The organism is Photorhabdus sp. RW14-46, from assembly GCF_963887965.1.
Taxonomy (GTDB): domain Bacteria; phylum Pseudomonadota; class Gammaproteobacteria; order Enterobacterales; family Enterobacteriaceae; genus Photorhabdus; species Photorhabdus laumondii.
Genome location: NZ_CAWPHH010000007.1, coordinates 120,596 through 146,745 on the forward strand (window position 1 = coordinate 120,596; position 26,150 = coordinate 146,745).

25 protein-coding genes, 1 pseudogene and 1 riboswitch are annotated in these 26,150 nt (G+C 41.8%); of the genes and pseudogenes, 16 read left to right on the forward strand and 10 right to left on the reverse strand.

The window, feature by feature from the left end; all coding sequences use genetic code 11:
• Positions 1-59 precede the first annotated feature (59 nt).
• Positions 60-249: pseudogene (locus tag AACQ38_RS08400) on the reverse strand (helix-turn-helix domain-containing protein); the annotation flags it as partial.
• A 159-nt stretch (positions 250-408) separates the two neighbouring features.
• On the opposite strand from AACQ38_RS08400, the gene AACQ38_RS08405 reads away from it, so the two are divergent.
• Positions 409-1,080 (forward strand): antitoxin Xre/MbcA/ParS toxin-binding domain-containing protein, encoded by a 672-nt coding sequence (locus AACQ38_RS08405; RefSeq protein ID WP_232507905.1) that lies wholly within the window; start codon positions 409-411, stop codon positions 1,078-1,080.
• Positions 1,073-1,738, forward strand: coding sequence for an RES family NAD+ phosphorylase (locus tag AACQ38_RS08410; RefSeq protein ID WP_011145785.1), 666 nt, complete (start codon positions 1,073-1,075; stop codon positions 1,736-1,738). Before AACQ38_RS08405 ends, AACQ38_RS08410 begins: the two co-directional genes overlap by 8 nt.
• Before the next feature lie 220 nt (positions 1,739-1,958).
• Here the strand turns inward: AACQ38_RS08410 and bioA are convergent, their stop codons facing one another.
• Positions 1,959-3,230, reverse strand: a complete 1,272-nt coding sequence (bioA, locus tag AACQ38_RS08415; RefSeq protein ID WP_165577888.1) for an adenosylmethionine--8-amino-7-oxononanoate transaminase — start codon at positions 3,228-3,230, stop codon at positions 1,959-1,961.
• Between the two features lie 94 nt (positions 3,231-3,324).
• On the opposite strand from bioA, the gene bioB reads away from it, so the two are divergent.
• The 4 genes from bioB to bioD are packed head-to-tail and all read left to right on the forward strand — an operon-like array spanning position 3,325 to position 6,937.
• Positions 3,325-4,362: a biotin synthase BioB gene (gene bioB / locus AACQ38_RS08420; RefSeq protein WP_165577889.1), complete on the forward strand. Its 1,038-nt coding sequence runs from the start codon at positions 3,325-3,327 to the stop codon at positions 4,360-4,362.
• The gene (bioF, locus tag AACQ38_RS08425; protein ID WP_011145788.1) at positions 4,362-5,513 is read left to right on the forward strand and encodes an 8-amino-7-oxononanoate synthase; all 1,152 of its coding nucleotides are present in this window, start codon (positions 4,362-4,364) and stop codon (positions 5,511-5,513) included. The genes bioB and bioF overlap by 1 nt, the downstream gene beginning before the upstream one ends.
• Positions 5,497-6,264, forward strand: coding sequence for a malonyl-ACP O-methyltransferase BioC (gene bioC, locus AACQ38_RS08430; RefSeq protein ID WP_011145789.1), 768 nt, complete (start codon positions 5,497-5,499; stop codon positions 6,262-6,264). The genes bioF and bioC overlap by 17 nt, the downstream gene beginning before the upstream one ends.
• Positions 6,257-6,937: a dethiobiotin synthase gene (gene bioD / locus AACQ38_RS08435; protein WP_011145790.1), complete on the forward strand. Its 681-nt coding sequence runs from the start codon at positions 6,257-6,259 to the stop codon at positions 6,935-6,937. Before bioC ends, bioD begins: the two co-directional genes overlap by 8 nt.
• 187 nt (positions 6,938-7,124) lie before the next feature.
• On the opposite strand, the gene AACQ38_RS08440 is transcribed toward bioD, so the two are convergent.
• Positions 7,125-8,018 (reverse strand): queuosine precursor transporter, encoded by an 894-nt coding sequence (locus AACQ38_RS08440; RefSeq protein ID WP_011145791.1) that lies wholly within the window; start codon positions 8,016-8,018, stop codon positions 7,125-7,127.
• On the reverse strand, positions 8,019-8,633 hold the full coding sequence (locus AACQ38_RS08445; protein ID WP_011145792.1) for a helix-turn-helix domain-containing protein: 615 nt from the start codon (positions 8,631-8,633) through the stop codon (positions 8,019-8,021). It lies immediately after the preceding gene.
• 1,673 nt (positions 8,634-10,306) lie between these two features.
• Between AACQ38_RS08445 and uvrB the strand changes: the two genes are divergently transcribed.
• Positions 10,307-12,316 (forward strand): excinuclease ABC subunit UvrB, encoded by a 2,010-nt coding sequence (gene uvrB, locus AACQ38_RS08450; protein ID WP_165577890.1) that lies wholly within the window; start codon positions 10,307-10,309, stop codon positions 12,314-12,316.
• On the opposite strand, the gene yvcK is transcribed toward uvrB, so the two are convergent.
• Positions 12,317-13,225 carry a uridine diphosphate-N-acetylglucosamine-binding protein YvcK gene (gene yvcK / locus AACQ38_RS08455; RefSeq protein ID WP_165577891.1) on the reverse strand — a complete coding sequence of 303 codons (909 nt, stop codon included), beginning with the start codon at positions 13,223-13,225 and terminating at the stop codon, positions 12,317-12,319.
• A 277-nt stretch (positions 13,226-13,502) separates the two neighbouring features.
• Positions 13,503-13,647: riboswitch (molybdenum cofactor riboswitch) on the forward strand.
• On the opposite strand from yvcK, the gene moaA reads away from it, so the two are divergent.
• The 9 genes from moaA to AACQ38_RS08500 all read left to right on the forward strand — a co-directional run bounded on the left by moaA (position 13,637) and on the right by AACQ38_RS08500 (position 20,282).
• Positions 13,637-14,617 carry a GTP 3',8-cyclase MoaA gene (gene moaA / locus AACQ38_RS08460; protein ID WP_165577892.1) on the forward strand — a complete coding sequence of 327 codons (981 nt, stop codon included), beginning with the start codon at positions 13,637-13,639 and terminating at the stop codon, positions 14,615-14,617. Its footprint overlaps the riboswitch before it by 11 nt.
• Positions 14,618-14,656: 39 nt before the next feature.
• Entirely contained in the window at positions 14,657-15,136 is a 480-nt protein-coding gene (gene moaC, locus AACQ38_RS08465; RefSeq protein WP_011145801.1) for a cyclic pyranopterin monophosphate synthase MoaC, read from the forward strand.
• Positions 15,133-15,378, forward strand: coding sequence for a molybdopterin synthase sulfur carrier subunit (moaD, locus tag AACQ38_RS08470; protein WP_011145802.1), 246 nt, complete (start codon positions 15,133-15,135; stop codon positions 15,376-15,378). The genes moaC and moaD overlap by 4 nt, the downstream gene beginning before the upstream one ends.
• A gap of 3 nt (positions 15,379-15,381) precedes the next feature.
• Positions 15,382-15,834, forward strand: coding sequence for a molybdopterin synthase catalytic subunit MoaE (gene moaE, locus AACQ38_RS08475; protein ID WP_165577893.1), 453 nt, complete (start codon positions 15,382-15,384; stop codon positions 15,832-15,834).
• A gap of 203 nt (positions 15,835-16,037) precedes the next feature.
• Positions 16,038-16,748 (forward strand): Bax inhibitor-1/YccA family protein, encoded by a 711-nt coding sequence (locus AACQ38_RS08480; RefSeq protein ID WP_011145804.1) that lies wholly within the window; start codon positions 16,038-16,040, stop codon positions 16,746-16,748.
• An 811-nt stretch (positions 16,749-17,559) separates the two neighbouring features.
• Positions 17,560-18,516, forward strand: a complete 957-nt coding sequence (locus AACQ38_RS08485; protein WP_242685541.1) for an aminotransferase class I/II-fold pyridoxal phosphate-dependent enzyme — start codon at positions 17,560-17,562, stop codon at positions 18,514-18,516.
• Positions 18,517-18,586: 70 nt separating this feature from the next.
• On the forward strand, positions 18,587-18,808 hold the full coding sequence (locus AACQ38_RS08490) for a hypothetical protein (RefSeq protein WP_242685545.1): 222 nt from the start codon (positions 18,587-18,589) through the stop codon (positions 18,806-18,808).
• A gap of 107 nt (positions 18,809-18,915) precedes the next feature.
• On the forward strand, positions 18,916-20,070 hold the full coding sequence (locus AACQ38_RS08495; RefSeq protein ID WP_011145806.1) for an MFS transporter: 1,155 nt from the start codon (positions 18,916-18,918) through the stop codon (positions 20,068-20,070).
• 8 nt (positions 20,071-20,078) lie between these two features.
• Entirely contained in the window at positions 20,079-20,282 is a 204-nt protein-coding gene (locus tag AACQ38_RS08500) for a hypothetical protein (RefSeq protein ID WP_207631810.1), read from the forward strand.
• Positions 20,283-20,356: 74 nt separating this feature from the next.
• On the opposite strand, the gene AACQ38_RS08505 is transcribed toward AACQ38_RS08500, so the two are convergent.
• The 5 genes from AACQ38_RS08505 to cecR are packed head-to-tail and all read right to left on the reverse strand — an operon-like array spanning position 20,357 to position 26,077.
• Positions 20,357-21,463, reverse strand: a complete 1,107-nt coding sequence (locus AACQ38_RS08505; RefSeq protein WP_011145807.1) for an ABC transporter permease — start codon at positions 21,461-21,463, stop codon at positions 20,357-20,359.
• Between the two features lie 12 nt (positions 21,464-21,475).
• A complete protein-coding gene (locus AACQ38_RS08510; RefSeq protein WP_011145808.1) occupies positions 21,476-22,636 on the reverse strand; it encodes an ABC transporter permease in 1,161 nt (386 codons plus the stop codon).
• Positions 22,633-24,372, reverse strand: a complete 1,740-nt coding sequence (locus AACQ38_RS08515; protein WP_011145809.1) for an ATP-binding cassette domain-containing protein — start codon at positions 24,370-24,372, stop codon at positions 22,633-22,635. Before AACQ38_RS08515 ends, AACQ38_RS08510 begins: the two co-directional genes overlap by 4 nt.
• Positions 24,373-24,381: 9 nt before the next feature.
• The gene (gene hlyD / locus AACQ38_RS08520) at positions 24,382-25,374 is read right to left on the reverse strand and encodes a secretion protein HlyD (RefSeq protein WP_011145810.1); all 993 of its coding nucleotides are present in this window, start codon (positions 25,372-25,374) and stop codon (positions 24,382-24,384) included.
• A gap of 16 nt (positions 25,375-25,390) precedes the next feature.
• Positions 25,391-26,077, reverse strand: coding sequence for a transcriptional regulator CecR (gene cecR, locus AACQ38_RS08525; RefSeq protein WP_041380007.1), 687 nt, complete (start codon positions 26,075-26,077; stop codon positions 25,391-25,393).
• Positions 26,078-26,150: the final 73 nt, after the last annotated feature.

Below are 26,150 nucleotides of genomic sequence, written 5' to 3' on the forward strand. Positions count from 1 at the left end.
TGCAAAAATGGTTTTCTATGTCTGCCCGGTTTCACTAAACTCATCCAGTGATTATTTCCCGCCTGCTGTAACGTGATGGCGTCACATACCTTGAGCAGAGGCGTATTTGCGTGATTTTTTCGCGACCGCTAGTAGCGGTTTGAGGTCTTTGCGCGGATTTAAACTCACATCGTGACTTCTATAAGCATGCTTTTTGATGTGCAGCGCCTTGTTATACGCAAAACGGACCGCGCCGAACGGGTTGTGCATGTGATATTCACGACAAAATCCCGTTGAAAGCGCTTTGATGGAAGCCTCGTGTGATGCAACTACACCAATCCTTGTACTTTTAACAAATACGCAATATCATCCATATAACGAAAATACGCAAAATACGAACTCAAACAGATGCAGTAGGGAGGCAGTATGATGACTAAATCGCAATCCAAATCGGAGAATGTTAGCTTTGACTTTCTTTCAATTGAGTTATCAAATGACAAGGATGTTGCCAAACATATCAATTTGTCTGAAATTCCCGCTGATGAGGCAGATCAGTATGTGGTAATAAAGTTGCCAAAAGCAATTGATTATCATGATATTAAGTTGGCAATAGCTAGTGCAGTAACCGCTGTCACTACATTCAATAAGAATAAACATCGGTCTGTTATGACCGAACCATCTTCAAAAATTGGATTTGCTTCCCGTAATGAAGCACGCCTTGAAAAATTAAAAAATCAGATCATTACTGATTCAGAGTGGCTGACTGCAAGTGAACTTAGCAAATTGGCCGGATCTAAATCAATGAATTCCAGCGCTGCGGCAAATCGTTTGAAAAAGTCGAAAAAAATATTCGCATTGCCAATTAATGGCAAAGACCTATTCCCATTGTATGCTCTAGACGAAGGTGGCCAACCGTTACCAGTGATAAAGAAAACTATTGCGCTGTTTGGAGACAAAAAGACCCCTTGGTCAATGGCTATTTGGTTCGGCACACCAAATAGCTGGCTTGGTAATAAAAAACCAAAGGACCTTGTATTAACTCAACCTGATGATGTTTATATGGCAGCCAAAGAAGAAGCTGAAGGGCCGCGTCATGGTTGATGATAAAAAAGAATTTCAAGAAGATATACCGCTTCCCCCAGAGAATACAGCAGCCAAAATCCAAAAGTGGAAAGCGGGTACACCTATTGAACGTATTCATAAAGCCGAGTTTAAAGGCGCTGAATTTAATCCTGGTGTTGGTAATGCCCGTTTTAGCCCGTTCAAAAATAATGGAATCTTTGTTCCAACACTCTATGGAGGTGAAAACGTAGGAGTCGCTATTATGGAGACGATTTTGCATGATATTCCACTAAATTGCGCCGGTATACCTGTTGAACTGAGTAAACTAGATGATTTAGCGTATAGCCAAATTACGCCAAAAAAAGACATCAAGTATGTGGATATCAACCCACGAATATTGAAGAAATGGGGGATTATTCAAGGTCAACTAGTAGAATCAGAAGCATCGGATTATCATATTACTCAGCTCTGGGCAGCAAAAATTTATCATGACAATCCTGATGCTCAAGCAATTCGATGGCCCTCTAAGCAGCACGGCGGTAAAGCAATAATAATTTTTGGAGATCGGGTGGAAGAAAAAGATTTGCATGTGTCTCTTGAATCAGAGTCCGCCGCTACTTCTAAAGAGGTTAACGAAAAACTTAGAGAGCTTGCAGATGAAATGGAATTGGTTTTGGTACCTACAGATATGACATGAAGGAAAGGCCATATATACCCGTCATCTTTCGAGTTGCCTCTTTGTTGGCTGCACTCGCTCACCCCAGTCACCCCGGCCACATAGTTATATGTTCCCGGGGATTCACTCCCTTGTCGTCGCGATGCATCTTGAAATCCATAGGGTATAAGTACAGAATGAAACTTAGCTCTATTAACTGCTCAGCAATAAATTCAGCAGAATTTATTTAATACAAGAAAAATTACAAATTAATTGCGCCAGAAACGGCCTTTGTCAGGCGTGAAAGCTGCTCTGGCTGAATAATATAAGGCGGCATCAAATAAATCAGCTTGCCAAATGGTCTTATCCAGACGCCTTGAGAAACAAAATGGTGTTGTAGCACCGCCATATTCACGGGTTGATTCATCTCCACGACGCCAATTGCACCTAATACCCGAACATCAGCCACTTTTGCATGATGTTTTAGTGGCATCAACTCACTCTTTAATTGGTTTTCAATTGATTTAATACGTTGTTGCCAAGGGCTTTGTAATAATAAGTTCAAACTGGCTTTTGCTACGGCACAAGCTAATGGATTGCCCATAAACGTTGGGCCATGCATAAAACAGTCTGCTTCACCATTGCTAATTGTTTCAGCTACCTTACGGGTTGTCAGTGTGGCTGATAGTGTCATATAGCCGCCTGTCAGCGCTTTCCCTACACATAAAATATCTGGCTCAATTTCAGCATGTTCACAAGCAAACAATTTTCCTGTGCGGCCAAAGCCGGTGGCAATTTCATCTGCAATTAATAGGATCTGATGCTGATCGCAAAGCATTCTGACCTGACGCAGATATTCAGGATGATAAATTCGCATTCCGCCGGCACCCTGTACGATAGGTTCAAGGATCACTGCGGCAATATCACCGGAATGCTGCTCCAGCAAAGTACGAAATGGCATGATATCCCGCGGATCCCATTGCGAATCAAATCCGCACTGAGGCGATTCAGCAAACAGATGAGTGGGCAGATAGCCTTTGTAGAGATTATGCATTGAATTGTCGGGATCACAGACAGACATAGCGCCGAATGTGTCACCGTGGTAACCGTGGCGTAATGTCAAAATACGCTGACGTTTTTCACCTTTTGCTTGCCAGTATTGCAATGCCATTTTTAACGCCACTTCCACTGCGACAGAACCTGAATCCGCTAGAAAGACACATTCCAGTGATAGCGGGGAGATTGCTACTAATTGTCTGCAAAGTGCGATGGCGGGCGGATGGGTAATTCCACCAAACATGACATGGGACATCTGATCAAGCTGAATTTTAGCGGCTTGGTTCAGTACCGGATGGTTATATCCATGAATGGCGGCCCACCAGGAAGACATACCATCCACCAGCTTACGGCCATCAGCCAACTCCAGTTCCACCCCAGAAGCGCCAACGACAGGGTAAACTGGAAGAGGGTTGGTCATGGAGGTGTAGGGGTGCCAAATATGGCGTAGATCAAATTCAATATCGGAAGGGGTCATAAGGCTTGACGTAAACCAATTTTATTAAAATTGGTTGACAGTATAACGGCATTATTTAAACTGACTAGACTTTTTTCACATTGGAGATGTTATTGTGATTGAGCGTAAGCAATGGACAATTAAGCAGGCGCAAGAGCTGTTTGATAAACCTTTTTTCGAATTATTATTTCAAGCACAGCAGGTTCATCGTATTTACTTTGACCCACAGCAAGTACAGGTCAGTACACTACTTTCCATCAAAACCGGGGCTTGCCCGGAAGATTGCAAATATTGCCCGCAAAGCTCCCGTTACAAAACAGGTATTGAAAAAGAGCGGTTGATGGAAGTGGAACAGGTGATTGATTCTGCTCGTAAGGCTAAAAATGCGGGTTCAACACGTTTTTGTATGGGTGCCGCGTGGAAAAATCCCCATGAGAGGGATATGCCTTATCTGGAGAAAATGGTTAAGGAAGTCAAAGCATTGGGAATGGAAACCTGCATGACACTGGGCATGCTCAATGGCTTACAAGCACAGCGGTTGGCGGATGCAGGGTTAGATTACTACAACCACAACCTGGATACCTCCCCGGAATTTTATGGCAACATCATTACAACTCGGACCTATCAGGACAGATTGGATACCCTGGATAAAGTACGGGAGGCCGGAATAAAAGTGTGTTCTGGTGGTATTGTTGGTCTGGGTGAGGCGATACGTGATCGGGCCGCATTATTGGTACAACTGGCAAATCTGCCAAAACCGCCGGAGAGTGTACCCATCAACATGTTGGTTAAAGTCAAAGGTACGCCATTGGCTGAGAACGAAGATGTAGATCCTTTCGATTTTATCCGCACGATTGCTGTTGCCAGGATCATGATGCCGTCTTCTCATGTTCGGTTATCCGCAGGTCGTGAACAGATGAACGAGCAGACACAGGCAATGTGTTTTATGGCTGGCGCTAATTCTATTTTCTATGGCTGTAAGTTGCTCACTACACCTAACCCGGCGGAAGATAAAGATTTACAACTATTTCGCAAGTTGGGCATTAATCCTCAGCAGACTCAGACAGCATTTGGTGATAATCAGCAACAGCAGCATTTGGCGGAAGCCATTATCAATGCGGATAACGAACAATTTTATAATGCGGCATTATAATGGACTGGTCATCTTATCTTTCCCGACAGTTGTCTGAGCGTCGGAGCACTTCGCTATGGCGTCAGCGGCAGGTCAATCAGAAATCAGATGGGCGTTTCCTGTATGCTGCTGATGGCAAATATCTTAATTTTTCCAGTAATGATTACCTTGGGTTAAGTGCAAATCCCGCAATTATTTCCGCATGGCAGCGGGGAGCTGAACAATATGGTGTTGGTAGTGGAGGTTCAGGTCATATTACGGGTTATACAAAGGCTCATCAGCTATTGGAACAACAATTGGCTGACTGGTTGGGTTATCCAAAAGCATTACTGTTTATTTCGGGGTATTCTGCTAATCAGGGGGTCATTGCCGCGTTAATGACGGAACAGGATCGGATTATTGCTGATCGTCTGAGTCATGCTTCATTAATGGAAGCGGCGATGCATTCCCCCGCTCAGCTACGGCGTTTTCTGCATAATCAACCTGAATCACTTGCAAATTTACTGGCAACGCCTTGTGTTGGAAAGACGTTGGTGGTAACCGAAGGTGTATTCAGTATGGATGGTGACTGCGCACCGCTAGCCGATATTCATCAGCAAACCAGAATTTCTGGCAACTGGTTAATGGTGGATGATGCTCACGGTATTGGTGTTTGTGGTGAGCAGGGAAGGGGAAGCTGCTGGCAACAGAAAGTAAAACCAGAAATCCTGATTGTTACTTTTGGCAAAGCATTTGGGTTGAGTGGTGCGGCGGTGCTTTGTGATGAGCAGACAGCAGAATACCTAATTCAGTATGCCCGTCATCTGATCTACAGCACCTCTATGCCTCCGGCACAGGCACAGGCGCTTTCTGAAGCTGTTCGGCAGATACAATCTGGTGATGAATTGCGCCAACGATTACAGCAGAATATCAATTACTTCCGCCGGCAAGCTCAGAAACTGCCGTTCAATCTGACAGATTCAACCACCGCAATTCAGCCATTGATTGTGAGTGATAATGAGTTGAGTGTGTCCTTGTCTCAGTCTCTGCAACAAAAAGGGATTTGGGTTAAAGCGATCCGTCCACCAACAGTACCGCCGGGCAGCGCCAGATTACGTATTACTTTGACGGCCAGCCATATGCCACAGGATATTGATATGTTGATGGAGGCGTTGCATGGGTTCCGTAGCTGAATTTGCCAATAAACAGGCGATTGCGGGAGCGTTTGGACGAGCGGCCGCCAATTATGATGTGGTAGCGAAATTACAGCAGCAAACCGGTGAATTCCTCATGCAACAAGTTGGTGAGCATTCCGGCAAATTAGTATTGGATGCAGGTTGCGGTACCGGTTTTTTTAGTCACCGCTGGCGACAACAGGGGAAGCAGGTTATTGGGCTGGATTTGGCATCAGGCATGTTAGCTCATGCCCGTAAGCAATTGGCGGCTGACTATTATTTACAAGCGGATATTGAACATTTAGGGCTTGCTGACAACAGTGTTGATATCTGTTTCAGTAATCTGGTTGTTCAGTGGTGTGATGATTTATCCAGTGCTTTAAGAGAACTTTATCGGGTAACCCGTCCTGGTGGATTAATTCTATTTTCCACCTTAGCTAAAGGTTCATTGTATGAATTGAAGCAAGCTTGGAGTGTGGTTGATAACTACCAGCATATTAATCAGTTCCTGCCGCAACAGACAATTAAAGATGCCTGTCAAGGGTTCCGGCATTGTCTTATTAGTCAGGTTTATCGCCAGCAATATTCTCATATATTGCCGCTATTGGGTTCTCTGAAAGGGATTGGTGCGACTCACCTTCATGATGGGCGACAGCAAGGACTGATGACGCGTGGACGACTGATTGCTCTGGAACAGGCTTATCCACGAGAAAACGAACAGTTACCTCTTAGCTATCAGGTGGTTTTTGGAGTGATTCATCGTGACTAAGCGCTGGTTTTTGACGGGTACAGATACCGAAGTGGGGAAAACAGTTGTAAGTTGTGCTTTGTTACAAGCGGCAACTAAAGCAGGATATAAAACAGCAGGTTATAAACCCGTTGCTTCTGGTAGTGAAATAACACCGGCAGGTGTTCGTAATGCTGATGCAGTGGCATTGCTGGCAAATAGTTCTGTATCTTTGCAATATGAAGAAGTGAATCCGTTAGTATTTGTTGAAGCAACATCACCCCATATTGCCAGTGATGATTCGAATCAACCTATTGATTTTACTGTTATGTCTATGGGGTTACATCAGTTAGAAAAGAAAGCAGACTGGGTTTTAGTTGAGGGCGCGGGTGGTTGGTATACCCCTTTATCAGAATCGGTGACTTTTGCTGACTGGGTGGTTAAAGAGCAACTGCCGGTTATTTTGGCAGTGGGAGTGAAGTTGGGCTGTATTAATCATGCGATACTTACCGTGGAGGCTATTATAGGTTCAGGATTACATTTTGCAGGCTGGATAGCTAATGAGGTTGAACCCGCAGGCAAACGTCAGCAAGAATATTTGGCGACATTAGAGCGGATGTTACCGGCTCCTTTATTAGGTACGATTCCTCATTTAACGCAAGAATATTTTAATCATTTAGGGGAATATATAGATTTAAAATTACTGAATAATTAATTTGAAAATTTAATCTGGTAGAATATTCTTTCAATGTCATGATGAATGATTACATTATTCATATCTATATTTTACTGTTGATGATATATAAAGGGTTATTTTAGCACAATATGCCGGAATAACATTCCGGCATAAAAATGATACTTTTCAACGATTTTTCTCTATTCTGACAAAACGTTATCTCTATTTATACTTCAGCGAGTTTTTTATTCACTGGTGTATCTTCTGGTCGATTTATATAATTTCTGAATATCTTCCTTACCAGATAAATAGGGCCTACACCCAGGATAGAATAAGCCACTTTAATGAGGAACTGGGCGATAATCATTTCTTTTATGATGTCTATGCCGAGAACACCATAGAAAGCGATTGAACAGAATATTATACTGTCGAATGCTGAAGCGATAACAGTACTGGTTATTACTCGCAGGAAAAGATACTTTGAGTTTGTGAGAGATTTTATTTTGCAGAGGAGATACGAGTTTATATTCTCAGAGATAAAATAAGCAAGAGATGATGCCAGTAATACAGATACGATACTATTCACTATTCCATTATAAGTCGCACCAAATTCCCATCCAGGAACACCCGGCATCAGTGCGGTTCCCCAAAGCCCTAGAACAAATAATAAGTTCGCAGCAAAAGAGATAATAATCGTTCTTCTTGCCAGACGTAATCCATAGAATTCGTTTAGAATATCGACCAGTAAGAAAGTTATAGGGTAAATAAAAACCCCAGGAGGCGTGACAATATTAAGGATCGGGATATGAATGGGTTTCACACCACATATGGTAGAGAAAATATAGATAACACTGAGTGCGATGCTAATGAGTAAATAGGCTTGCCATGAACGTTCATGACGGTCCCCAAGTTCATAAGCGGTTACGATATTACTGTGGCTGTATAGTTTCCGGTATATCGTACTGAGCTCATGTCTGCTCAGATCTTCTGAAATATCACTGTCAACGAGCTCTTTTAACCCCATAGTAATGGTCTTACCTGTCGCTAGCACCATGACATTTGCCGATAATTTACCATACCTTGAAAATCCCAGTAACTTAAACTTTTGATTTGCTGTCATTTATAGTCTTTCTCCTACAATGTAGCCCAAAAAATGAGCATTTCTGTAGGGTTTCCTATCGAGGCTGTCATCATTTTTCTCTTGCCGGATAAAGAACCCAATTTCCTTAGCGTAATACAATAATGGCGTATTGGTGACTAATGCGGGGGGACGTTTTATGATGATCACCTCACCGGGTATGAATGTATCTTCTATTGCCGATTCGACTTTAAGAGCCAACATGTTTGATTCATCACCAAAGAAATAGGTCAGCGGATACTCGGTAACAAGCTGACCTATTTTTTTCTCAGAAACGGCTAAAAATTCAGATTGGGGAACGATAGGGATAGCCGAAGGATTTTTATTGCCTTCGGTTGAAAGTGTTTCATTGAGGCGCTCTAATTGTTCAAGGTCATAATATTCTATTTCTTCACAGGAGACACCGAAAAAATCGGAAATCCGAAGAACAGTAGATTGTTGAACGTTATTGACTTGTCCTTCCAGGATTTTATAAATGGTGGTACGGGTCAATCCTGTTCGATTGGAAAAAGAGCTCTTGGTTTCTCCACGGGTACGTATCAAATATTCTATATTTTTAATGATATTTGTTTTTCGCTGTGCATTAGACGTTTTCATGAGAATCCTTTATATAAAGATAACAGCATTACTATATATTACTTGATGGTATTGTCCAGTGTGAAAAAACCACCCATTGTGATAATTTATTGATTTTACTTTTAATATCTTATTTTTATGATTATCTATATTAGCACATCCTATATCAGAAAAGGCTCATGGATTTACCTTTATATTCTAAAAATGAAAGTTAAATCATAGAATTAAGTGAAATTCATTATAAAGTTTACACAAAACTGAACTTTATGTTTATTTTTGTGTTGACTTTATGGATTTTATTATAATAATGTTAAGTTGTGTTGATGTGTTTTTGGTTTATCAGATAGCATCAAACAAAATATTATTCTTATTATAAATCTCTCGGGGAGGAGCTGCTTTATCCTTCGAGTTTGGAAGTGGGTTATTTTTTTAGCACTAGGGAATATTCAAGAAAATAGAGGAAGTTAAATAAACATTAGGACTGAAATTAGTAAATTAATAAAATGATAACACGGTTAAAACACCAGGAAATGGCAGTATAAAGATGCTTTGGAACAGCAATCGATTGAAATTGTGAATGATAGATACAAAGTAAGTTTTTCGATCGAAAATAGCCAGCAGAATATTGGACGTTTTACGAAGGCTATGTCGATTTGATATTTATGTATCTATCATTTTTTTTGAGCGGTCGCGATGGAGCTCATTTTGTAAAATAGAGGATATGTTGATGTGAATTCATTAATTTATCAAGGACATATATTAATGTCCTAATTAAAAATCGGGTTTTACTCACGCCAATTAAGCTAGTTTTTTTGGGTAAATATTTATCGGTATAATTTATATCGGCATTGTTTATATCGGTATTGCTTATATCGGCATAGTCAAAAATGCTATTGATGATCTTGAGCCTGCTATTGCTGAAAGTAGAGCATCCTATTTCCGCTTAGGTAAAACACGACTCCCCTCTTGAAGAACAGATTTCATACGGAAACTGTTCACTGGCTACTTCTTATTGAATAAAAATTCTAATCTAATCCATATTGTTTACTGTTGTTTGGTGCAGAAAAGACAGTTTTTTTCGCTCAGTCTACAGAAAAAATAGACAATTATCTATCTTTAATGTGGGTAATATTGAACGAATATAATTTATTGATATTTAATTTCTATGAGAAAATTCTTACTTTTTCAGCAAATTTATTCATTTTTTTGAGAGGAAGTATTGAGATAAAGGTTAAAAAAATAGTAAAAATTTTTATCGGTAGAGGATACCTATTTTGTGGCATGATGTTGCAACCTCGTACAGTTAATAGGGTTTGTAGAGTTATCCACTATTCCTGTGGATAACCTTGTGTATTAGACTTAGAAAAGTTACGCGACGCAAGAAAGTACGCGGCTTTCGTCAAGGTTGATGTTATTCTCGTCTTTGTTTTAATTGTATTAAATATCAATAAGATAACTAAAATCAAGACCTGCCTGACCTGTGATGATGTCCCATGTTGTCACCTTTCAGCCAATCATATAGAAAATAGAAAAATCAAGATAATTTTGGGGATAAAATGGGATTTATTTTGATATCAACGAATGTTTAATTGATAGGGAAGTGACCTATTTGAGTCCGTTTTTATAAAACCAACTTGAAGCTGGTTTTATATCCAGTATTATATGTGAATCAATGTTAGGAAAGTGAGATACCGATGAGTAAGGTGTTCAAATTACATTCTGACTTCCAACCGGGGGGTGATCAACCAGAGGCCATCCGTCAATTACAAGAAGGCTTAGAAGATGGGCTTGCCCACCAGACTTTGCTAGGGGTCACGGGGTCGGGTAAGACATTTACTGTCGCTAATGTGATAGCCAATTTAAACCGACCAACGATGGTACTTGCTCCGAACAAGACACTGGCGGCTCAACTTTACAGCGAAATGAAGGACTTTTTCCCAGAAAATTCCGTAGAGTACTTTGTTTCCTATTACGATTATTACCAGCCGGAAGCTTATGTGCCGAGTTCCGATACTTTTATCGAAAAAGATGCTTCCGTGAACGAACATATTGAGCAAATGCGCCTGTCCGCGACAAAAGCTTTGCTGGAGCGGCGAGATGTGATTGTCGTTGCGTCTGTATCGGCTATTTATGGTTTGGGTGATCCTGATAGTTACCTGAAAATGATGCTCCACCTGACCAACGGTATGATGATTGATCAACGCTCTATTCTGCGGCGTTTAGCTGAATTGCAATATACTCGTAATGATCAGGCATTCCAGCGAGGGACATTTAGGGTTCGTGGTGAAGTGATTGATATCTTTCCGGCTGAATCTGATGAGCATGCCCTGCGGGTTGAACTATTTGATGATGAAGTAGAACGGTTATCGTTGTTTGATCCGCTAACGGGGCAGGTTCAATATCATGTTCCACGATACACCGTTTATCCGAAAACCCACTATGTTACTCCGCGTGAGCGTATTATTCAGGCAATGGAAGCGATTAAAATTGAGCTTGAGCAGCGGCGTAAGGTATTGCTGGCAAATGGTAAGCTGCTGGAAGAACAGCGTATTACGCAGCGTACTCAATTTGATTTGGAAATGATGAATGAATTGGGTTATTGCTCCGGCATTGAAAATTATTCCCGTTACCTCTCTGGCCGCGCTGAAGGGGAACCGCCGCCGACACTGTTTGATTATCTCCCTGCTGATGGTTTGCTGGTAGTGGATGAATCGCACGTTACCATCCCGCAAATTGGTGGGATGTATCGAGGGGATCGTTCTCGCAAAGAGACGCTGGTGGAATATGGTTTCCGTATGCCTTCTGCGCTGGATAATCGCCCACTTCGGTTTGAAGAATTTGAAGCACTGGCTCCACAGACCATTTATATTTCGGCTACGCCGGGCAAATATGAATTGGAAAAATCCAGTGGCGATGTGGTGGAACAGGTGGTGCGTCCTACTGGTTTGCTTGATCCAGAAGTGGAGGTGCGTCCTGTAGCGACACAGGTTGATGACTTACTGTCTGAAATCCGTATTCGGGCGGTGAAAAATGAACGGGTGCTGGTCACCACGTTGACTAAGCGAATGGCAGAGGACTTAACGGAGTATTTGGAAGAACACGGTGAGCGGGTTCGCTATTTGCATTCGGATATCGATACTGTCGAACGTGTGGAAATTATTCGGGATCTTCGTTTAGGTGAGTTTGATGTATTAGTGGGAATTAACTTGCTGAGGGAAGGGCTGGATATGCCAGAAGTTTCTCTGGTGGCTATTCTTGATGCGGATAAAGAAGGTTTCTTGCGGTCTGAACGTTCATTAATTCAGACGATTGGGCGTGCTGCCCGTAACCTGCATGGTAAAGCGATCCTTTATGGCGATAAGATCACTGATTCAATGGCAAAAGCTATTGGTGAAACGGAACGCCGGCGTGCTAAGCAGCAGATATTTAATGAAAAACACGGTATTGTTCCAAAAGGTCTGAATAAGAAAATTAATGATATTTTGCAAATTGGGCAGCCAGCGGGTGGTAAAAGAAAGGGCAGAGGTAAAGCGGTTGCCACAGCGGAAACATTCAGCAACCTGTCTGCCAAAGAGCTGGAAAGCAAAATCCGCGAGCTGGAAGCGAAGATGTACCAGCATGCGCAGGATCTTGAATTCGAACAGGCGGCTAGTGTTCGGGATGAGGTTCAGGCATTGCGAGAGCAATTTATTGCCAATTCTTAATTAACCAAGGTTTTGCAGGGTATTCTCTAACGCCTGATGCAATAATTCACGGTCGTGGCGATAGGGAACATCCTGTGCTTCGAGTATTTGCTGAGTAATAATCCGGTCGTTAAGCTCGCTGATATTTGTGCACGGGCCAACAATTACCGCATCAATTATCCGGCTGCCAATTTTGTTTTCCATTATTTCCAGCTTATCTTTCAGTGTCAGTTCAGCGGCCGCGGCACTGAGTTCTTTGCCAAGGTTACCGATATAAATCATATTGGCGTTGCTACGGCGCAGTGCTTGGGTGAGATCTTCAAGCAGAAGCAATGGCATCAGACTGGTGAAGAAGCTGCCAGGGCCGATAATAATCAGATCTGCTTGAGTGATAGCATCCAATGCCTCTTTTGTTGCGGCCGCAGGTGGATAAAGCATCAACTCCTGAGGAATACAATTCAATTGATCAACATTAACTTCGCCATAAATGGTGTTGCCTTGATCATCTATCGCCATCAGGTCAACGGGCTGCTCAGACATTGGAATAAGATGAGCATTAACTTTCAACAAACTGCGGATTAAATTAATTGCCTCAAGGGGTCTGATACTTAGATGATCTAACGCTTTAAGCATCAGATTCCCCAGATTATGCCCTGCCAGTTCGCCATTGCCACTGAAACGGTATTCGAACATTGCCGACGCGACACTGGGTTCGGTAATAAGCTGATTTAAACAATTGCGGGTATCACCCCAGGCAATACCACCTTCTGAACGCCGGATCCTGCCGGTTGAGCCGCCATTATCTGTCGTGGTGACAATGCCTGTTAGGCGAGAGCCTAGTGATGAAAGAGAGGACATAACGCGTCCAAGGCCATGACCTCCGCCTAAGGCAACTACCCGATCTAAATCGGCTAATGTGCGGTTTCGCATAGAATTCCTATTACTGACTGAGCATATATTCGCTGAATAATTTTAGCGTAATTTATTATAAAACACGATTAACCGAACAAATGTTATGATTGGGTACAATGTTTTAACTGATCACAAATAGAAATTGTCCTTGGATTCGCTCCCTTGCCGTCGCGATGCATCTTGAAATCCATAAGGTATATATTCAATTATATAACGAAAGTAGGTATTCGCATTTTTCTTTGTTAAGCGCTAAAATCCATATCACAGAGGGTCGTTTTACATTAAATCATATACCCTATGGAATTAACTCCTAGCCTCTGCATCTAAGTCACTTTTTACACAGCGATATGATGTTTTGGCCGTGACCACTGAGTCACCAGGATGTGAGGCAGAAATGCCCACGTCTCCCATGTTTGGAAAGGTGTTATGGTGAAACAACTCACAGATGCTTTTGCCCGCAAATTTTACTATTTGCGGCTATCAATCACCGATGTATGTAATTTTCGGTGCACTTATTGTTTGCCGGAGGGTTATAAACCCCGTGGACATCACTCCTTTTTGACATTACCCGAAATCCGTCTTGTTGGCCGGGCATTTGCCGATCTGGGTACCGAGAAAATCCGTTTGACGGGGGGTGAACCGACCATGCGCCGCGATTTCACCGATATTATTTCCGTCATACGTGAAAATAAGTTGATTAAAACCCTCGCGGTAACCACTAACGGTTATCGAATGGAGCGAGATATTGCTAAGTGGAAAGAGGCGGGTTTAACCGCAGTGAATGTCAGTATGGATTCGCTTGATCCCCGCCAATTTCATGCGATTACCGGGCAGGACAAATTTTTTCAGGTGATGCGTGGTATTGATGCAGCATTTGCGGCGGGTTTTAGTAAAGTGAAAGTCAACGTGGTGCTGATGAAAAATGTTAACGATATCAGCCTGTCGGCTTTCCTGCATTGGATAAAAGATCGTCCGATTCAACTAAGATTTATCGAATTGATGGAAACGGGTGACGGTGGTGAAATGTTTCGCCAATACCACATTTCGGGGGAAATTATCCGGGAACGCCTGCTGCTCGATGGCTGGCATTTGCTTCAACGTTCACGCAGTGATGGCCCTGCACAGGTTTTTAGCCATCCTGATTATCAGGGAGAAGTGGGTTTAATTATGCCTTATGAGAAAAATTTTTGTCAGAGTTGTAATCGATTACGTGTTTCTTCAATAGGTCATCTTCATTTATGCCTGTTTGGTGAACAGGGGATACCACTGCGTGACTTATTGGCGAGTGAAAAACAACTCGATGATCTGAAATTGCGTATTCAGGATGGATTGCGGCATAAACGGGAAACCCATTTTCTTCATCAAGGTGACAGCGGTATCACGCCAAATCTTTCCGTCATCGGCGGTTAATTTACCGTCTGGATATTGTTGTTTTTTCAGGAGCTGAGAATGTCTCAATTAACCCACATCAATTCTACCGGTGAAGCGCATATGGTTGATGTTTCTGCTAAAGCTGAAACATCACGCGAGGCACGGGCAGAAGCGTTTGTTGGAATGAAGCCGGAAACACTGGCGATGATTATTGAAGGTCGCCATCACAAAGGTGATGTATTTGCCACCGCGAGGATTGCGGGTATCCAAGCAGCCAAGCGCACATGGGAATTAATTCCGCTGTGTCATCCATTACTGCTCACTAAAGTAGAAGTCCAGTTGGAAGCTCAGACAAAATATAACCGGGTCAGAATTGAATCCTGTTGTCGTCTGACTGGGAAAACCGGTGTTGAAATGGAGGCCCTGACAGCGGCGTCAGTCGCGGCTTTGACAATTTACGATATGTGTAAAGCGGTACAGAAAGATATGGTCATTGGGCCAGTGCGTTTACTGGAGAAAATCGGTGGTAAATTAGGTCATTTTAAGGTGGAGCAATGATTAAGGTCCTGTTTTTTGCTCAGGTACGTGAGCTGGTAGGTACTGATTCACTGGATCTCGATAATCGTTACACAACCGTTGACAGTTTGAGAATGGCGTTAATATCAAAGGGAGAACGTTGGGCTCTGGCGTTGGAAAATGGAAAATTGTTGTCAGCGGTAAACCAATCTCTGGTTCATGGCGGGCACCGATTACAGGATGGCGATGAAGTGGCCTTTTTCCCGCCGGTGACTGGGGGATAATAAATGGAAAACACCCGCATTTTCGTTGGGCCGGAGAATTTCAAGCTAGGGGATGAATATCAATGGCTTGCTCAATGTGCTGAAGATGGTGCTATTGTCACTTTCACTGGCAAAGTCCGCAATCATAATTTGGGAGATAATGTCGGGGCGCTGAGATTGGAACATTATCCGGGAATGACGGAAAAAACATTACGGCGTATTGTCACCGAAGCACGCAGTCGCTGGCCGTTGCAGCGAATCAGTGTTGTCCATCGGGTTGGTACATTGTATCCGGGTGATGAGATCGTGTTTGTGGGTGTGACCGGTGCTCATCGTCATATGGCTTTTGAAGCAGCTGAATTTATTATGGATTTTTTGAAAACGCAGGCACCTTTCTGGAAAAAGGAGTTCTTGCCTGATGGTGAACGTTGGGTTGAATCCCGAGAGAGCGATCAGGAAGCCGTGAAACGCTGGTGATGAAAGTATTGGTTAAATTCTGCGAAACGCTTCGAAAAAGGATTGAATAAAAGGATTACTATATGAGTAATTATTGAATAGTGAATTGTTTTGTTTATATTCTATGATGTTTTGTTTATATTCTATGATAATGTATAAAACTTGAGTGGGTTGTTGGTACTGAACAACCTAGTTCTTTAATATCGTTATAAAAGGTAAGCTTCATGGATCGATATCCACGCTCTAATGGTTCGATAATCCAGCAAGCTGGAACCGGCCTACAAACTTATATGGCCCAGGTTTATGGTTGGATGACTTGTGGTCTGTTGTTAACCGCGTTTGTGGCTTGGTATGTGTCACAAAATCAGAATGTTGTTTTATATATTTTCTCAAATTCAATACTATTTTATGGGTTGATTATTGCTCAGTTTGGGTTGGTTTTCGTCCTCTCTGGCATGATTAACCGCATAGGAGCTTCGTTAGCCACAGGGTTGTTTATGCTCTATTCAGCTCTGACCGGCCTGACGCTTTCCAGTATTTTCGTTATCTATACTATTGGCTCCGTTGCGAGCACTTTTGTCGTGACGGCCGGGATGTTTGGTGCGCTGAGTTTTTATGGCTATACCACCAAACGTAGCCTGAGTGGCCTTGGTAGCTTCTTATTTATGGGGCTAATCGGCATCATTTTGGCTTCTCTGATTAATTTATGGTTAAAGAGTGAAGCGTTGACGTGGGCGGTAACCTACATTGGTGTCGTTATTTTTGCGGGCTTAACCGCTTACGACACTCAGAAGCTGAAAGAGATGGGTGAAGATTTGGATGTGAATGACAAAGAGAATTTGCGTAAATTTTCTATTGTTGGTGCATTGACGCTGTATTTAGACTTCATCAATATGTTCTTGATGTTATTGCGTATTTTTGGCGATCGCCGTTAATTGATATTTTCAGTGTAGCTAAAGTAACTTTAGCTACACTGAGTTTTAGGTTTATTTTCTAATAACAAAGAATTATATTGCTTTATTGATCTAAAAATTCACAATTATACCCTATGGATTTCAAGATGGATCGCGGCGGCAAGGGAGCGAATCCCCAGGAGCATAGATAACGATGTGACCGGGGTGAGTGAGTGCAGCCAACAAAGAAGCAACTTGAAAGATGACGGGTATATATTTTTATGAATTGTGCTGGCGCTTATATTAAAAAAGTATTTATGGAATTAATAATATCTGAATAACAGGTGTGGTTATTTTGCATACCGAGTGATTCTTTTAAATTGGTTTAACAGTTGATGGTGAGAAATATCTATGAAGCATGTCTTGAATGCGGATTAACTCCACGTAATTCATATTTAACCTCAGCTTTGTTTAAAAATATCGATATCACAATCCCGTAAATTCAAGCTCGGTTTTTTTAGGTTGGAATGTATAAGCAATTTTAGACATGCCTGACGATCTCCACTATTTTGTTTTCTTTAGCAAAAGCTTTGATCGTATCTCAGGCGCTTAATTCCCTTCTTAAGCAAATCTCAGGTTATTTACTGAGACATTATTACTTCAAATATAATAATGTTTTGTTATTATTAAATAAGTAGTGTAATTATAATGGTTAATATGGATTTTATATAAATTATTTATGATTAATTGATTTTTGATTCATGGTAATATAAATTGCTACAAAGGGAAGGTTTATTATATAGGAGCCATGATTCACGATATTCTTACAAGAGAATTCAATGGGGTTTATTATATGAACAATAATAAATTTATGAATTACAAGAAAATTATTAACATCTCAGAAAGTGATTGGGAAAATGCAGAAAATAATAAGATATCAGGTTTAGATGTAAAGGTATCTGGTATAAATTATATGACAGACCAATATGGCCGAGAGTTTCATCATTTCTGTACTACATCATATCTTGGTCTGGATTATCATAAAGATATATTAAATGGTGCTATAGACGCGATAAAAGAAACTGGGTCACTTCGTATACCTAACTCGAAGAATAGGTGTAAACTTTCCATCTTGGAAGATTATGAACGGGAATTGTCAGCGTTATTTAATGCCGAATGTTTAAGTACATTATCATGTAGTTCTGCAAGTTCAGGTATATTGCCTTTGCTTGCATCGGGTGTTTTCACTGGAAACGTAAACCCTGTGATGGTATTTGACAAATATTCTCATTATTCTATGAATCATTTAAAACCATCATGTGCTGATGAAACAGAGGTGATAACAGCCCCACATAACGATATGGGTTATCTTGAAGATATATGTAAAATACATAAGAAAGTGGTTTATGTAGCAGATGGTGTATATAGTATGGGAGGTGTTGCTGACATAAGTTCAATAATGTATTTAAAAGAGCGATATGGGTTATTCACCTACTTGGATGATTCACATGCTTTATCTGCTATAGGAGATAAAGGCTGTGGATATGTAAGGTCACATATTAAGGAGCTGGATGAGGACTCCATTATCGTTGCTTCTTTGGCTAAATCATTTGCAGCCAGTGGTGGTTTAGTCATGTTGGGTAGTCGTAATCAAAAGAAACTCATTCATCGCTATGGTGGCCCGAGTAATTGGTCTCAGAGCTTAAATTCAGCGGCAATAGGAGCTGGAAGAGCTTCAATTAGGATACATTACAAGCCTGAGCTTAAAGAGCTTCAGGAAAAATTGAAAAAAAAATATACAATTATTTGACAGTTTAATAACTACAGATCAATTTGGCAGTTCGACTGCAATACGATTAATTCAATGTGGTGATGCTTCGTTGGCAAATAAAACGGCTGCATTTCTAGCTGAAAATGGCTTTTTTACATCGTCAGTTTTTTTCCCTGTCGTTCCTCAAGGGCGGGCTGCAATTAGAGTGACTCTCAGAGCTGATATGGATAGTGATTTAATTAAACGATTTTGTTATTTAATTACTGATTTCTTAAGAGAGTCCTTATATCAAGAGAGTGCCACTTTAAACTCCCTAATAAGTGTAGCGTAAAGAAGACAATTTTATTGTGGGGAGGGGATAAAAATCTCATACCCCATATTAAATCTTCTTATTAAAATTATTTTCCAAGTGTACAAGACAATTATCGGTTAATAAAAATGAAAAAAAATTTATTATTAATACCATGTATATCCATTTTTATAGCCCAACTTGGTATGACCATGTATCTCCCTGCTGTACCTGAAATCGCGTCAGACTTACACTTAAATATAAACCATACTTCATGGATGCTTTCATCATACTTAATTGGAATGGCTTCATTAATGCTGGTGTGGGGCGGAATATGTGATATTTGGGGGGGAAAGAAATCAATGTTTTTTGCTCTTATTATATTATTTGCATGTAGTGTTGGTGTGACGCTATCAACTAATATTTATTCTTTGATTTTAATTAGGTTCTTTCAGGGTGTTGGCGCTGGTGGAGTTTCTGTTATTGCCCGATCAATTTTGCGTGATAATTTTAGAGGAGATGAGTTGGCAAAAGCATTATCTTACTTATCTATAGCATTTGTCATTTCTTTGGGCATTGGGCAATCGATAGGTTCTGTTATACTGACTATTCTGGGATGGAAATCTATATTTTATGTTTTGGCTTTTGGAGCATTAATCTCAATGCTGTTGTTATCAGCAAAAAAATATAATCATAGTAAAAATGAAAAAAATTCAGTATATAAATATATCAATTTGTTAAAAAATAAATATTATATATATGCGGTTTTCATTGGTGGAATTGGCTATGGTGCAATTATATCATTCAATATTATGGCTCCATTGATTTTTAAGTTTAATTTTGGTTGGTCGGAAAGCCAATATGGTATTATAGGCATTCCAATCAGTATGTCTTATTTACTTGGAGCGATAATTTTAAATCGATACATAGTATATTGCGGTAGAGCTAATCTCATGAAAATAGGAATAATTTTAATTCTTATTGGTGGTGTGGTTATGTTTGTTGGGAGTATTGTGGGGGGCATTCTGGAGATAATACTATATAGTGCTTATTTCTTAGTTGTTCTTGGACAAGCGATAAACTACCCGATCAGTTTATCTATTGCCTCAGATAAAACACCTGTAACAGGTTCTTCTGTGATGGCATTAATTGGTTTTATTCATCAAATCATAGCCGCGTTTGTTGGTGGTATAACCGGTCTTTTTTCATATAAAGAATCTTATATTCTGCCTTTAACGATAATAGTGTTATCATCATTTTTACTATTTCTGTTTTATAAAGTTAATAAAAAATCTGAGAAATGATCATTGTCATGTATACCCTATGGATTTCAAGATGGATCGCGGCGGCAAGGGAGTGGATCCCCGGGAGCATAGCAAACTATGTGACCGGGGTGAGCGAGTGCAGCCACCAAAGAGGCAATTTGAAAGACGACGGGTATAAGCTAAAGTCTGGTTTCTCCTTAATATCAGCCCAATTGGCTCAATTGGTTAATATCTGTATAAAAATACGCTGACTTTTCGTAGGCTTACAGGTGTCTACCACCGATATTTTGGTGGTAGGTTATATATTTCATTTCTATTCTTTGACTTAAGCAATCTTCCGTCTAAATAACCAATAGGCAAGATTACCGGTTGTGGCAGTAATGGCTAAAAGAGGCCATAGACTTCTCCAGATAACCGTGAAATCGGCATCTTTGAGATAAATTTGCTTGGTGATGTCGTTAAAGTGCCAGATAGGATTAATCCAGGTGATGTCTTGTAACCATCCGGGCATATTTTCAACCGGAGAAATATAACCGGAGATTAAGATAGCGGGCATGATAAAGACAAATACGCCAATAAACGCCTGTTGCTGAGTGTAGCAAAGGGAAGAGATTAACAGGCCAAATCCCACTAGCGATAAACTGTAGATCAGCATAGCGCAGTAAAACAGCGCCAGTGAACCAGAAAAGGGAATTTGATAGCAGAATATGCCAATGGCGAGCACTAAAGTTGCTTGAAAGGTAGCGACAATCACCGCAGGAACGGCTTTGCCAATGAAAATCTGCCAGGTGGTCATGGGTGAAACGAGTAATTGATCCAGCGTTCCCTGTTCCCTTTCGCGCGCAATTGACAGTGCCGTGACCGTCAATATCCCAACCGTAGTAATCAGTGCCACCAAAGAGGGCACGACAAACCATTTATAATCCAAGTTAGGGTTATACCAGTTGCGGATCACCAACTCGCTATTATTGGCTTTCGGCAAGTTACCCATCAGCTCCTGTTGATAGTTAAGGACAATTTCTTGGATATAGCCCGCGGCAATTTGAGCGCTGTTAGAGTTGCGCCCATCCAGCAATACTTGGAGGGAAACCGGGTCATGACTGGCAATTTTAGCACTGAAATCTTGTGGGAAACGTACCAGTAATAAGGCTTTTTGGTGATCGATTACCGGTTGTATTTCTTGTGAATGGTTCAGTAATAGCACGTCAGGAAATGCTTTTGATTTTGCCAGCCGTTGGGTGAGTTCAATAGAGGCTTTGCCTTTGTCTTCATCAAAAATAGCAATAGTTGCATTAGTCACATCAAGGGTTGCGGATAAAGGAAATAAGATCATCTGGAAGATAACCGGCATAACTAAGATAGCCCGTGTTTGCGGATCTCTGAGTAGAGATTGCAATTCTTTAATAATCAGTGTGTAAAGACGATAAAACATGCTAATTCCTTCTTAATCCAGACGCCGCTGGGTTTTCCATGCTGTCAGGCCAATAAACACAATAGCGGAGGCGATCAGTAATAATAGATTTATCACCAGTACCGTACTGATATTTCCAGCCAGAAAGAGAGTATGCAAACTACTGACAAAATAACGAGCCGGGATGAAATAGGTCACTACCTGAATAAAGGCAGGCATGCTGTTTATTTCAAAGATGAAGCCGGAAAGCATAATCGCAGGCAGAAAAGCGACATTCAGCGCTATCATTGCAGCATTAAATTGGTTGCGTGTCACCGTAGAGATCAAAAGCCCAATACCAAGGGCCGTAGCCAGGTAGAGGCTAGTGATTGCAGACAATATCCATAACGAGCCTCGGTAGGGGACATCCAGCACAAATATTGCCACCAGCATACAGAGCAGCATGGAGAATGATCCAAGCACTTGATAAGGCAAGAGTTTAGAAAGCAGTAATTCGGTGCGGGTAATTTGAGTCGAAAGCAGGGCTTCCATCGTACCGCGTTCCCATTCACGGGCAACCACCAATGATGTCAGAATGGCACCAACCACGGTGATGATAATGGTTATTGCGCCGGGAATGATGAAATGCTGGCTAATTGTTGCTGGATTGAACCAATAACGAACCTGCATATCAATTAACGGATTAACAGCGTTCCCCTGATCTTGCCCTCTTTGTTGTAGCCAAATCTGCCACACTCCTTTAGCATAATTTTGTACAAAACTTGCTGTATTGGGTTCACTGCCGTCAGTAATGACTTGAATTTGTGCTTTACCATCAGGACGAGCAAGTTGCGCATCGAAATTAACAGGAATGACAACCAGTCCACGTATTTCTCCTGATTGCATCATATTAATTAATTGCTGACGATTATCGCTGATTTTGGGTTCAATATAGGGTGAACCGGCAAAAGCCTGTATTAATTCACGAGCATCTTCACTTTGCTGCTCTACCAGAATACCAAGGCGGACGGTACTGGAGTCGAGATTAATACCGTAACCAAAGATAAACAGCAGAATCAATGGAATGACAATAGAAATTAATCCGCTGGTGGGATCACGTAAAATCTGTTTTGTCTCTTTTACACAAAGTGCTTTCAATCGCCACCAAGAGAAGCGGACAGCTTGCTGTGGAGCATGTTGCGTTGGGCTACTCATTGTTGTAGCTCCTCATCATAATTAACGACCAGATCAATAAATGCCTGTTCCATTGATGGGTCAGGATTTTCATCAGTAGCAACCAATTGTTTCAAGTCATCAGGCGTTCCGGCGGCAATTAATTTACCGCGGAATACCAACCCTATTCGGTCACAATATTCTGCTTCATCCATAAAGTGGGTGGTCACCATAACGGTAACGCCTTTATCTACCATGCCGTTGATATGTAGCCAGAATTCCCGTCGTATCTGCGGATCAACCCCCGAAGTTGGCTCGTCCAGGAACAAAATATCTGGCTCATGCATCAGTGCGCAGGAAAGGGCAAGACGCTGTTTATATCCCAGAGGCAATTGGTCGGTGGTTTGATGTAAAACAGATTTGAGATTGAAAGCGTCGATCATGCCATCAATTTTTTCTTTTTGCTTGCGCCCTTGCAGGCCGTAAATGCCGGAAAAGAATTTCAGGTTCTGTTCAACCGTCAGGTTGCCATACAGAGAAAATTTCTGCGCCATATAACCCAAATGTTGGCGGGCTTTCCCAGAGCTGGTTTTTAGATCCATTCCCAATACCAGCGCCTTACCGCCAGTCGGCACCATGAGCCCGCACATCATTTTAAACGTGGTGGATTTACCGGCACCGTTCGGGCCAAGCAGACCAAAGATTTCTCCACGTTTCACCTGAAAATCAACATGGTCAGTGGCAGCAAAATCGCCAAATTTCTTAGTTAAATCCTGTGCTTCAATAACTGTTTCTGCCGGGTTAGCAGCAATTCGTGGCATGATCTCTGCCAGTTCCGAATGGCGGGTGGAACCCCCACCGAGTAAATCGATAAAAGCATCTTCAAAACGGGGGGCGGCTTTAATGATTTCAGCATCTGGCAGTTCAAGCTGGTTAAGTAATTCTTGCGGAGAGGCATCAGGTTTGAGAATAAGACGAACATATTTCCCCTGAATCACGCCATCGGTTACTTGTGGCAAGGTAAGAGCGTGTTGCAGCATTTTTCTACGGGAATCCTGTTTGGCACCAAGCAGAAAAGAACGCCCGGACATCTTTTGGGTCAGTTTTTGTGGTTGTCCGCTGTAGAGCAGTTTTCCTTGATTAAGTAACAGGACATCACGACACTGTTCAGCTTCATCTAGATAAGAAGTACTCCAAAGGATTAGCATCCCATCATCTGCCAGTTCGTGAACCATCCGCCAGAGTTCGCGGCGGGCTATCGGGTCAACTCCAACGCCGGGTTCGTCCAGCAGCAGAACTTTGGGTTTGCCAAGCAGAGTACAAGCAAGCCCCAGTTTTTGCTTCATGCCGCCTGAAAGTTTGCCCGCCAGTCGCCCGGTAAAACGGGTCAGATCAGTAAACGTAAGGAGTTGCTCATAGGTTTTTTTACGCTCGTCACCCAGTACGCCACGCAGATCTGCATATAGATTCAGGTTCTCTAATACGGTTAAATCTTCATACAGGCCAAATTTCTGTGGCATATAGCCCAGTTCAAAACGCACTTGTACGCCATCTTTTATCGGGTCAAGCCCCATTATCTCAATAGAACCGCTATCGGGTTTCAGTAAACCCGCTAACATGCGTATCAGCGTAGTTTTTCCTGCTCCATCCGGCCCGACAAGGCCGGTAACGGAGCCACCGTAGATCTCTGCGGTCAGGCTGGATACCGCAGGATTATTCAGGCTGGGAAAAGTTTTTTCGACTTTTTCTAACCTTATCGTATATGCAGAGCTGCTCATGACAGCCCCTTATTTATCTGAATCAGAAAAATGCAGAGTAACTGGCATACCTTGACGCAGGGCATCATCCGGGTCGGTGACAATAATGCGCAACCGATAGACTAGATCAGTACGTAGATCGGGGGTCTCTACATTCTTTGGTGTAAATTCGGCGGTGGGTGAAACAAAGCCAATTTTGCCGTGATAAGGTTTATCTTTGCGGCTGTCGGTATAAAGTAAAATTTCACGCCCTGGCGTTGCCTGTCCGAGATGGCTTTCAGCGATATAGGCTCTTACCCAAACCGGATCAGTCAGAGAAAGGGTAAACACCGTATTGCCGGCTGACAGCATAGTGCCTGGTTCAATGGCGCGGGTCAGGATAGTACCGGATGAGGGGGAAGTCAGTTGAGTATCTTGTAAGTCCAATTCAGCCTGAGCAACAGCCGCTTCGGCTTGAGCAAGCTGGCCTTTAGCTTCTGCAATTTCTTCTTTACGATAACCGGTTTCGAACTGGTTCAGTTTATCTTTAGCGGCTTGTAAAGCCGCTAATGCTTGATTGTGATTCGTTTTAGCATCATCTAATTCGTTAGCCGAAATAACTTTGCTTTGCCACAAACCTTGCTGGCGTTTGAAGAAACTATTAGCGAAATGCCAGGCAGCCTCGCGTTGTGCCACTTCCGAACGGACTTGGGCAATTTCTTCCGTGCGATAACCCTCTTCCATCATGGCTAAACGTGCTTTAGTGCTATCACGAGTGGCTTTTGCTTTATTGAGGGCGTTAGTAAATGGCCCATTATCCAGTTGGCCGATGACTTGATTGGCCGCAATGGTATCGCCTTCATCAACTTGTAGACTAGCGAGTTTACCACCAACCCGGAAACTAAGATTAACAGTACGTATATCTACATTGCCATAGAGGGTCAAAGTTTTATCACTTTTACCTTGATAATAGTAACTGCCTAAAATGGCACTAAGAATAATTGCGGTCACCAATATTGCCAGAGTGAGTTTTTTGTTGTACATGATATTCCCTGTTATTTTATTTATTCAGATTATGTTTTTTCAGTCCATTCAGTAATAAATCGATATGCTGGATAAGGATCTGATCAATCAATTTATATTCTTCGGGCCCGATATTATTCCAGCCTGTCTGACGTAATAACGTTTCCCTCGCCATGCGGAAAGTGAGAACTTCTCCCATTAAAGCATGAGTGTGTAGCATGGTAGAAAGCTGATGTTCATCGGCATCGATATAGCTGGCAATCAGTTTATTTAATCTGCTGTGAAGAGGTACAAGTGCTTGCTTATGGATTAGGGTATAAGCATCCGTTGGTGCAAGTTGTTCTCTGGCCATTATCCGGCTGATATTAATACTCTCTTTTTCAATCATCAGGCGGTTAATGCCAAGGAATCCTTCATGAATCATCCTCAATATATTTTCTGCTGAGTACGGTGCTGATGATGAAAAAAAATCATCAATTTCCTTAAAAAGATGCGTGAACTCAGTCTTAATTGTGTCAGTAATATGCTGGGCAACTGCCTGATAAAGCCCCTCTTTAGAGCCAAAATAATAAGCTATGGCGGCAATGTTTTGTTGAGCATGTAATGCAATTTCCCTAGTCGTTGCACCGGTCAGTCCTGATTTACCGAAAATTTCAAGGGCTGCTTCGAGTAGCTGTTGTTTGGCTTGTTCGCCTCTGGCGGTTTGGGTGTTGTTGACTGACATCGACATGAATCCTGTTGCAAATAATCAAAAGACTTAAACAAAATATCAATCATTAGTTAACTCTATACTTATA

Bases quoted from the DNA above. Each gene is read 5' to 3' on its own strand.
- AACQ38_RS08410 (WP_011145785.1), top strand. From the start codon at position 1,073: ATGGTTGATGATAAAAAAGAATTTCAAGAAGATATACCGCTTCCCCCA.
- moaD (WP_011145802.1), top strand. From the start codon at position 15,133: ATGATTAAGGTCCTGTTTTTTGCTCAGGTACGTGAGCTGGTAGGTACT.
- moaC (WP_011145801.1), top strand. From the start codon at position 14,657: ATGTCTCAATTAACCCACATCAATTCTACCGGTGAAGCGCATATGGTT.
- bioC (WP_011145789.1), top strand. From the start codon at position 5,497: ATGGGTTCCGTAGCTGAATTTGCCAATAAACAGGCGATTGCGGGAGCG.
- AACQ38_RS08495 (WP_011145806.1), top strand. From the start codon at position 18,916: ATGAAAAAAAATTTATTATTAATACCATGTATATCCATTTTTATAGCC.
- yvcK (WP_165577891.1), bottom strand. From the start codon at position 13,225: ATGCGAAACCGCACATTAGCCGATTTAGATCGGGTAGTTGCCTTAGGC.
- AACQ38_RS08405 (WP_232507905.1), top strand. From the start codon at position 409: ATGACTAAATCGCAATCCAAATCGGAGAATGTTAGCTTTGACTTTCTT.
- bioF (WP_011145788.1), top strand. From the start codon at position 4,362: ATGGACTGGTCATCTTATCTTTCCCGACAGTTGTCTGAGCGTCGGAGC.
- moaE (WP_165577893.1), top strand. From the start codon at position 15,382: ATGGAAAACACCCGCATTTTCGTTGGGCCGGAGAATTTCAAGCTAGGG.
- AACQ38_RS08510 (WP_011145808.1), bottom strand. From the start codon at position 22,636: ATGAGTAGCCCAACGCAACATGCTCCACAGCAAGCTGTCCGCTTCTCT.
- AACQ38_RS08505 (WP_011145807.1), bottom strand. From the start codon at position 21,463: ATGTTTTATCGTCTTTACACACTGATTATTAAAGAATTGCAATCTCTA.
- uvrB (WP_165577890.1), top strand. From the start codon at position 10,307: ATGAGTAAGGTGTTCAAATTACATTCTGACTTCCAACCGGGGGGTGAT.
- AACQ38_RS08440 (WP_011145791.1), bottom strand. From the start codon at position 8,018: ATGACAGCAAATCAAAAGTTTAAGTTACTGGGATTTTCAAGGTATGGT.
- AACQ38_RS08445 (WP_011145792.1), bottom strand. From the start codon at position 8,633: ATGAAAACGTCTAATGCACAGCGAAAAACAAATATCATTAAAAATATA.
- AACQ38_RS08500 (WP_207631810.1), top strand. From the start codon at position 20,079: ATGTATACCCTATGGATTTCAAGATGGATCGCGGCGGCAAGGGAGTGG.
- bioA (WP_165577888.1), bottom strand. From the start codon at position 3,230: ATGACCCCTTCCGATATTGAATTTGATCTACGCCATATTTGGCACCCC.
- AACQ38_RS08515 (WP_011145809.1), bottom strand. From the start codon at position 24,372: ATGAGCAGCTCTGCATATACGATAAGGTTAGAAAAAGTCGAAAAAACT.
- hlyD (WP_011145810.1), bottom strand. From the start codon at position 25,374: ATGTACAACAAAAAACTCACTCTGGCAATATTGGTGACCGCAATTATT.
- cecR (WP_041380007.1), bottom strand. From the start codon at position 26,077: ATGTCAGTCAACAACACCCAAACCGCCAGAGGCGAACAAGCCAAACAA.
- AACQ38_RS08485 (WP_242685541.1), top strand. From the start codon at position 17,560: ATGAACAATAATAAATTTATGAATTACAAGAAAATTATTAACATCTCA.
- AACQ38_RS08480 (WP_011145804.1), top strand. From the start codon at position 16,038: ATGGATCGATATCCACGCTCTAATGGTTCGATAATCCAGCAAGCTGGA.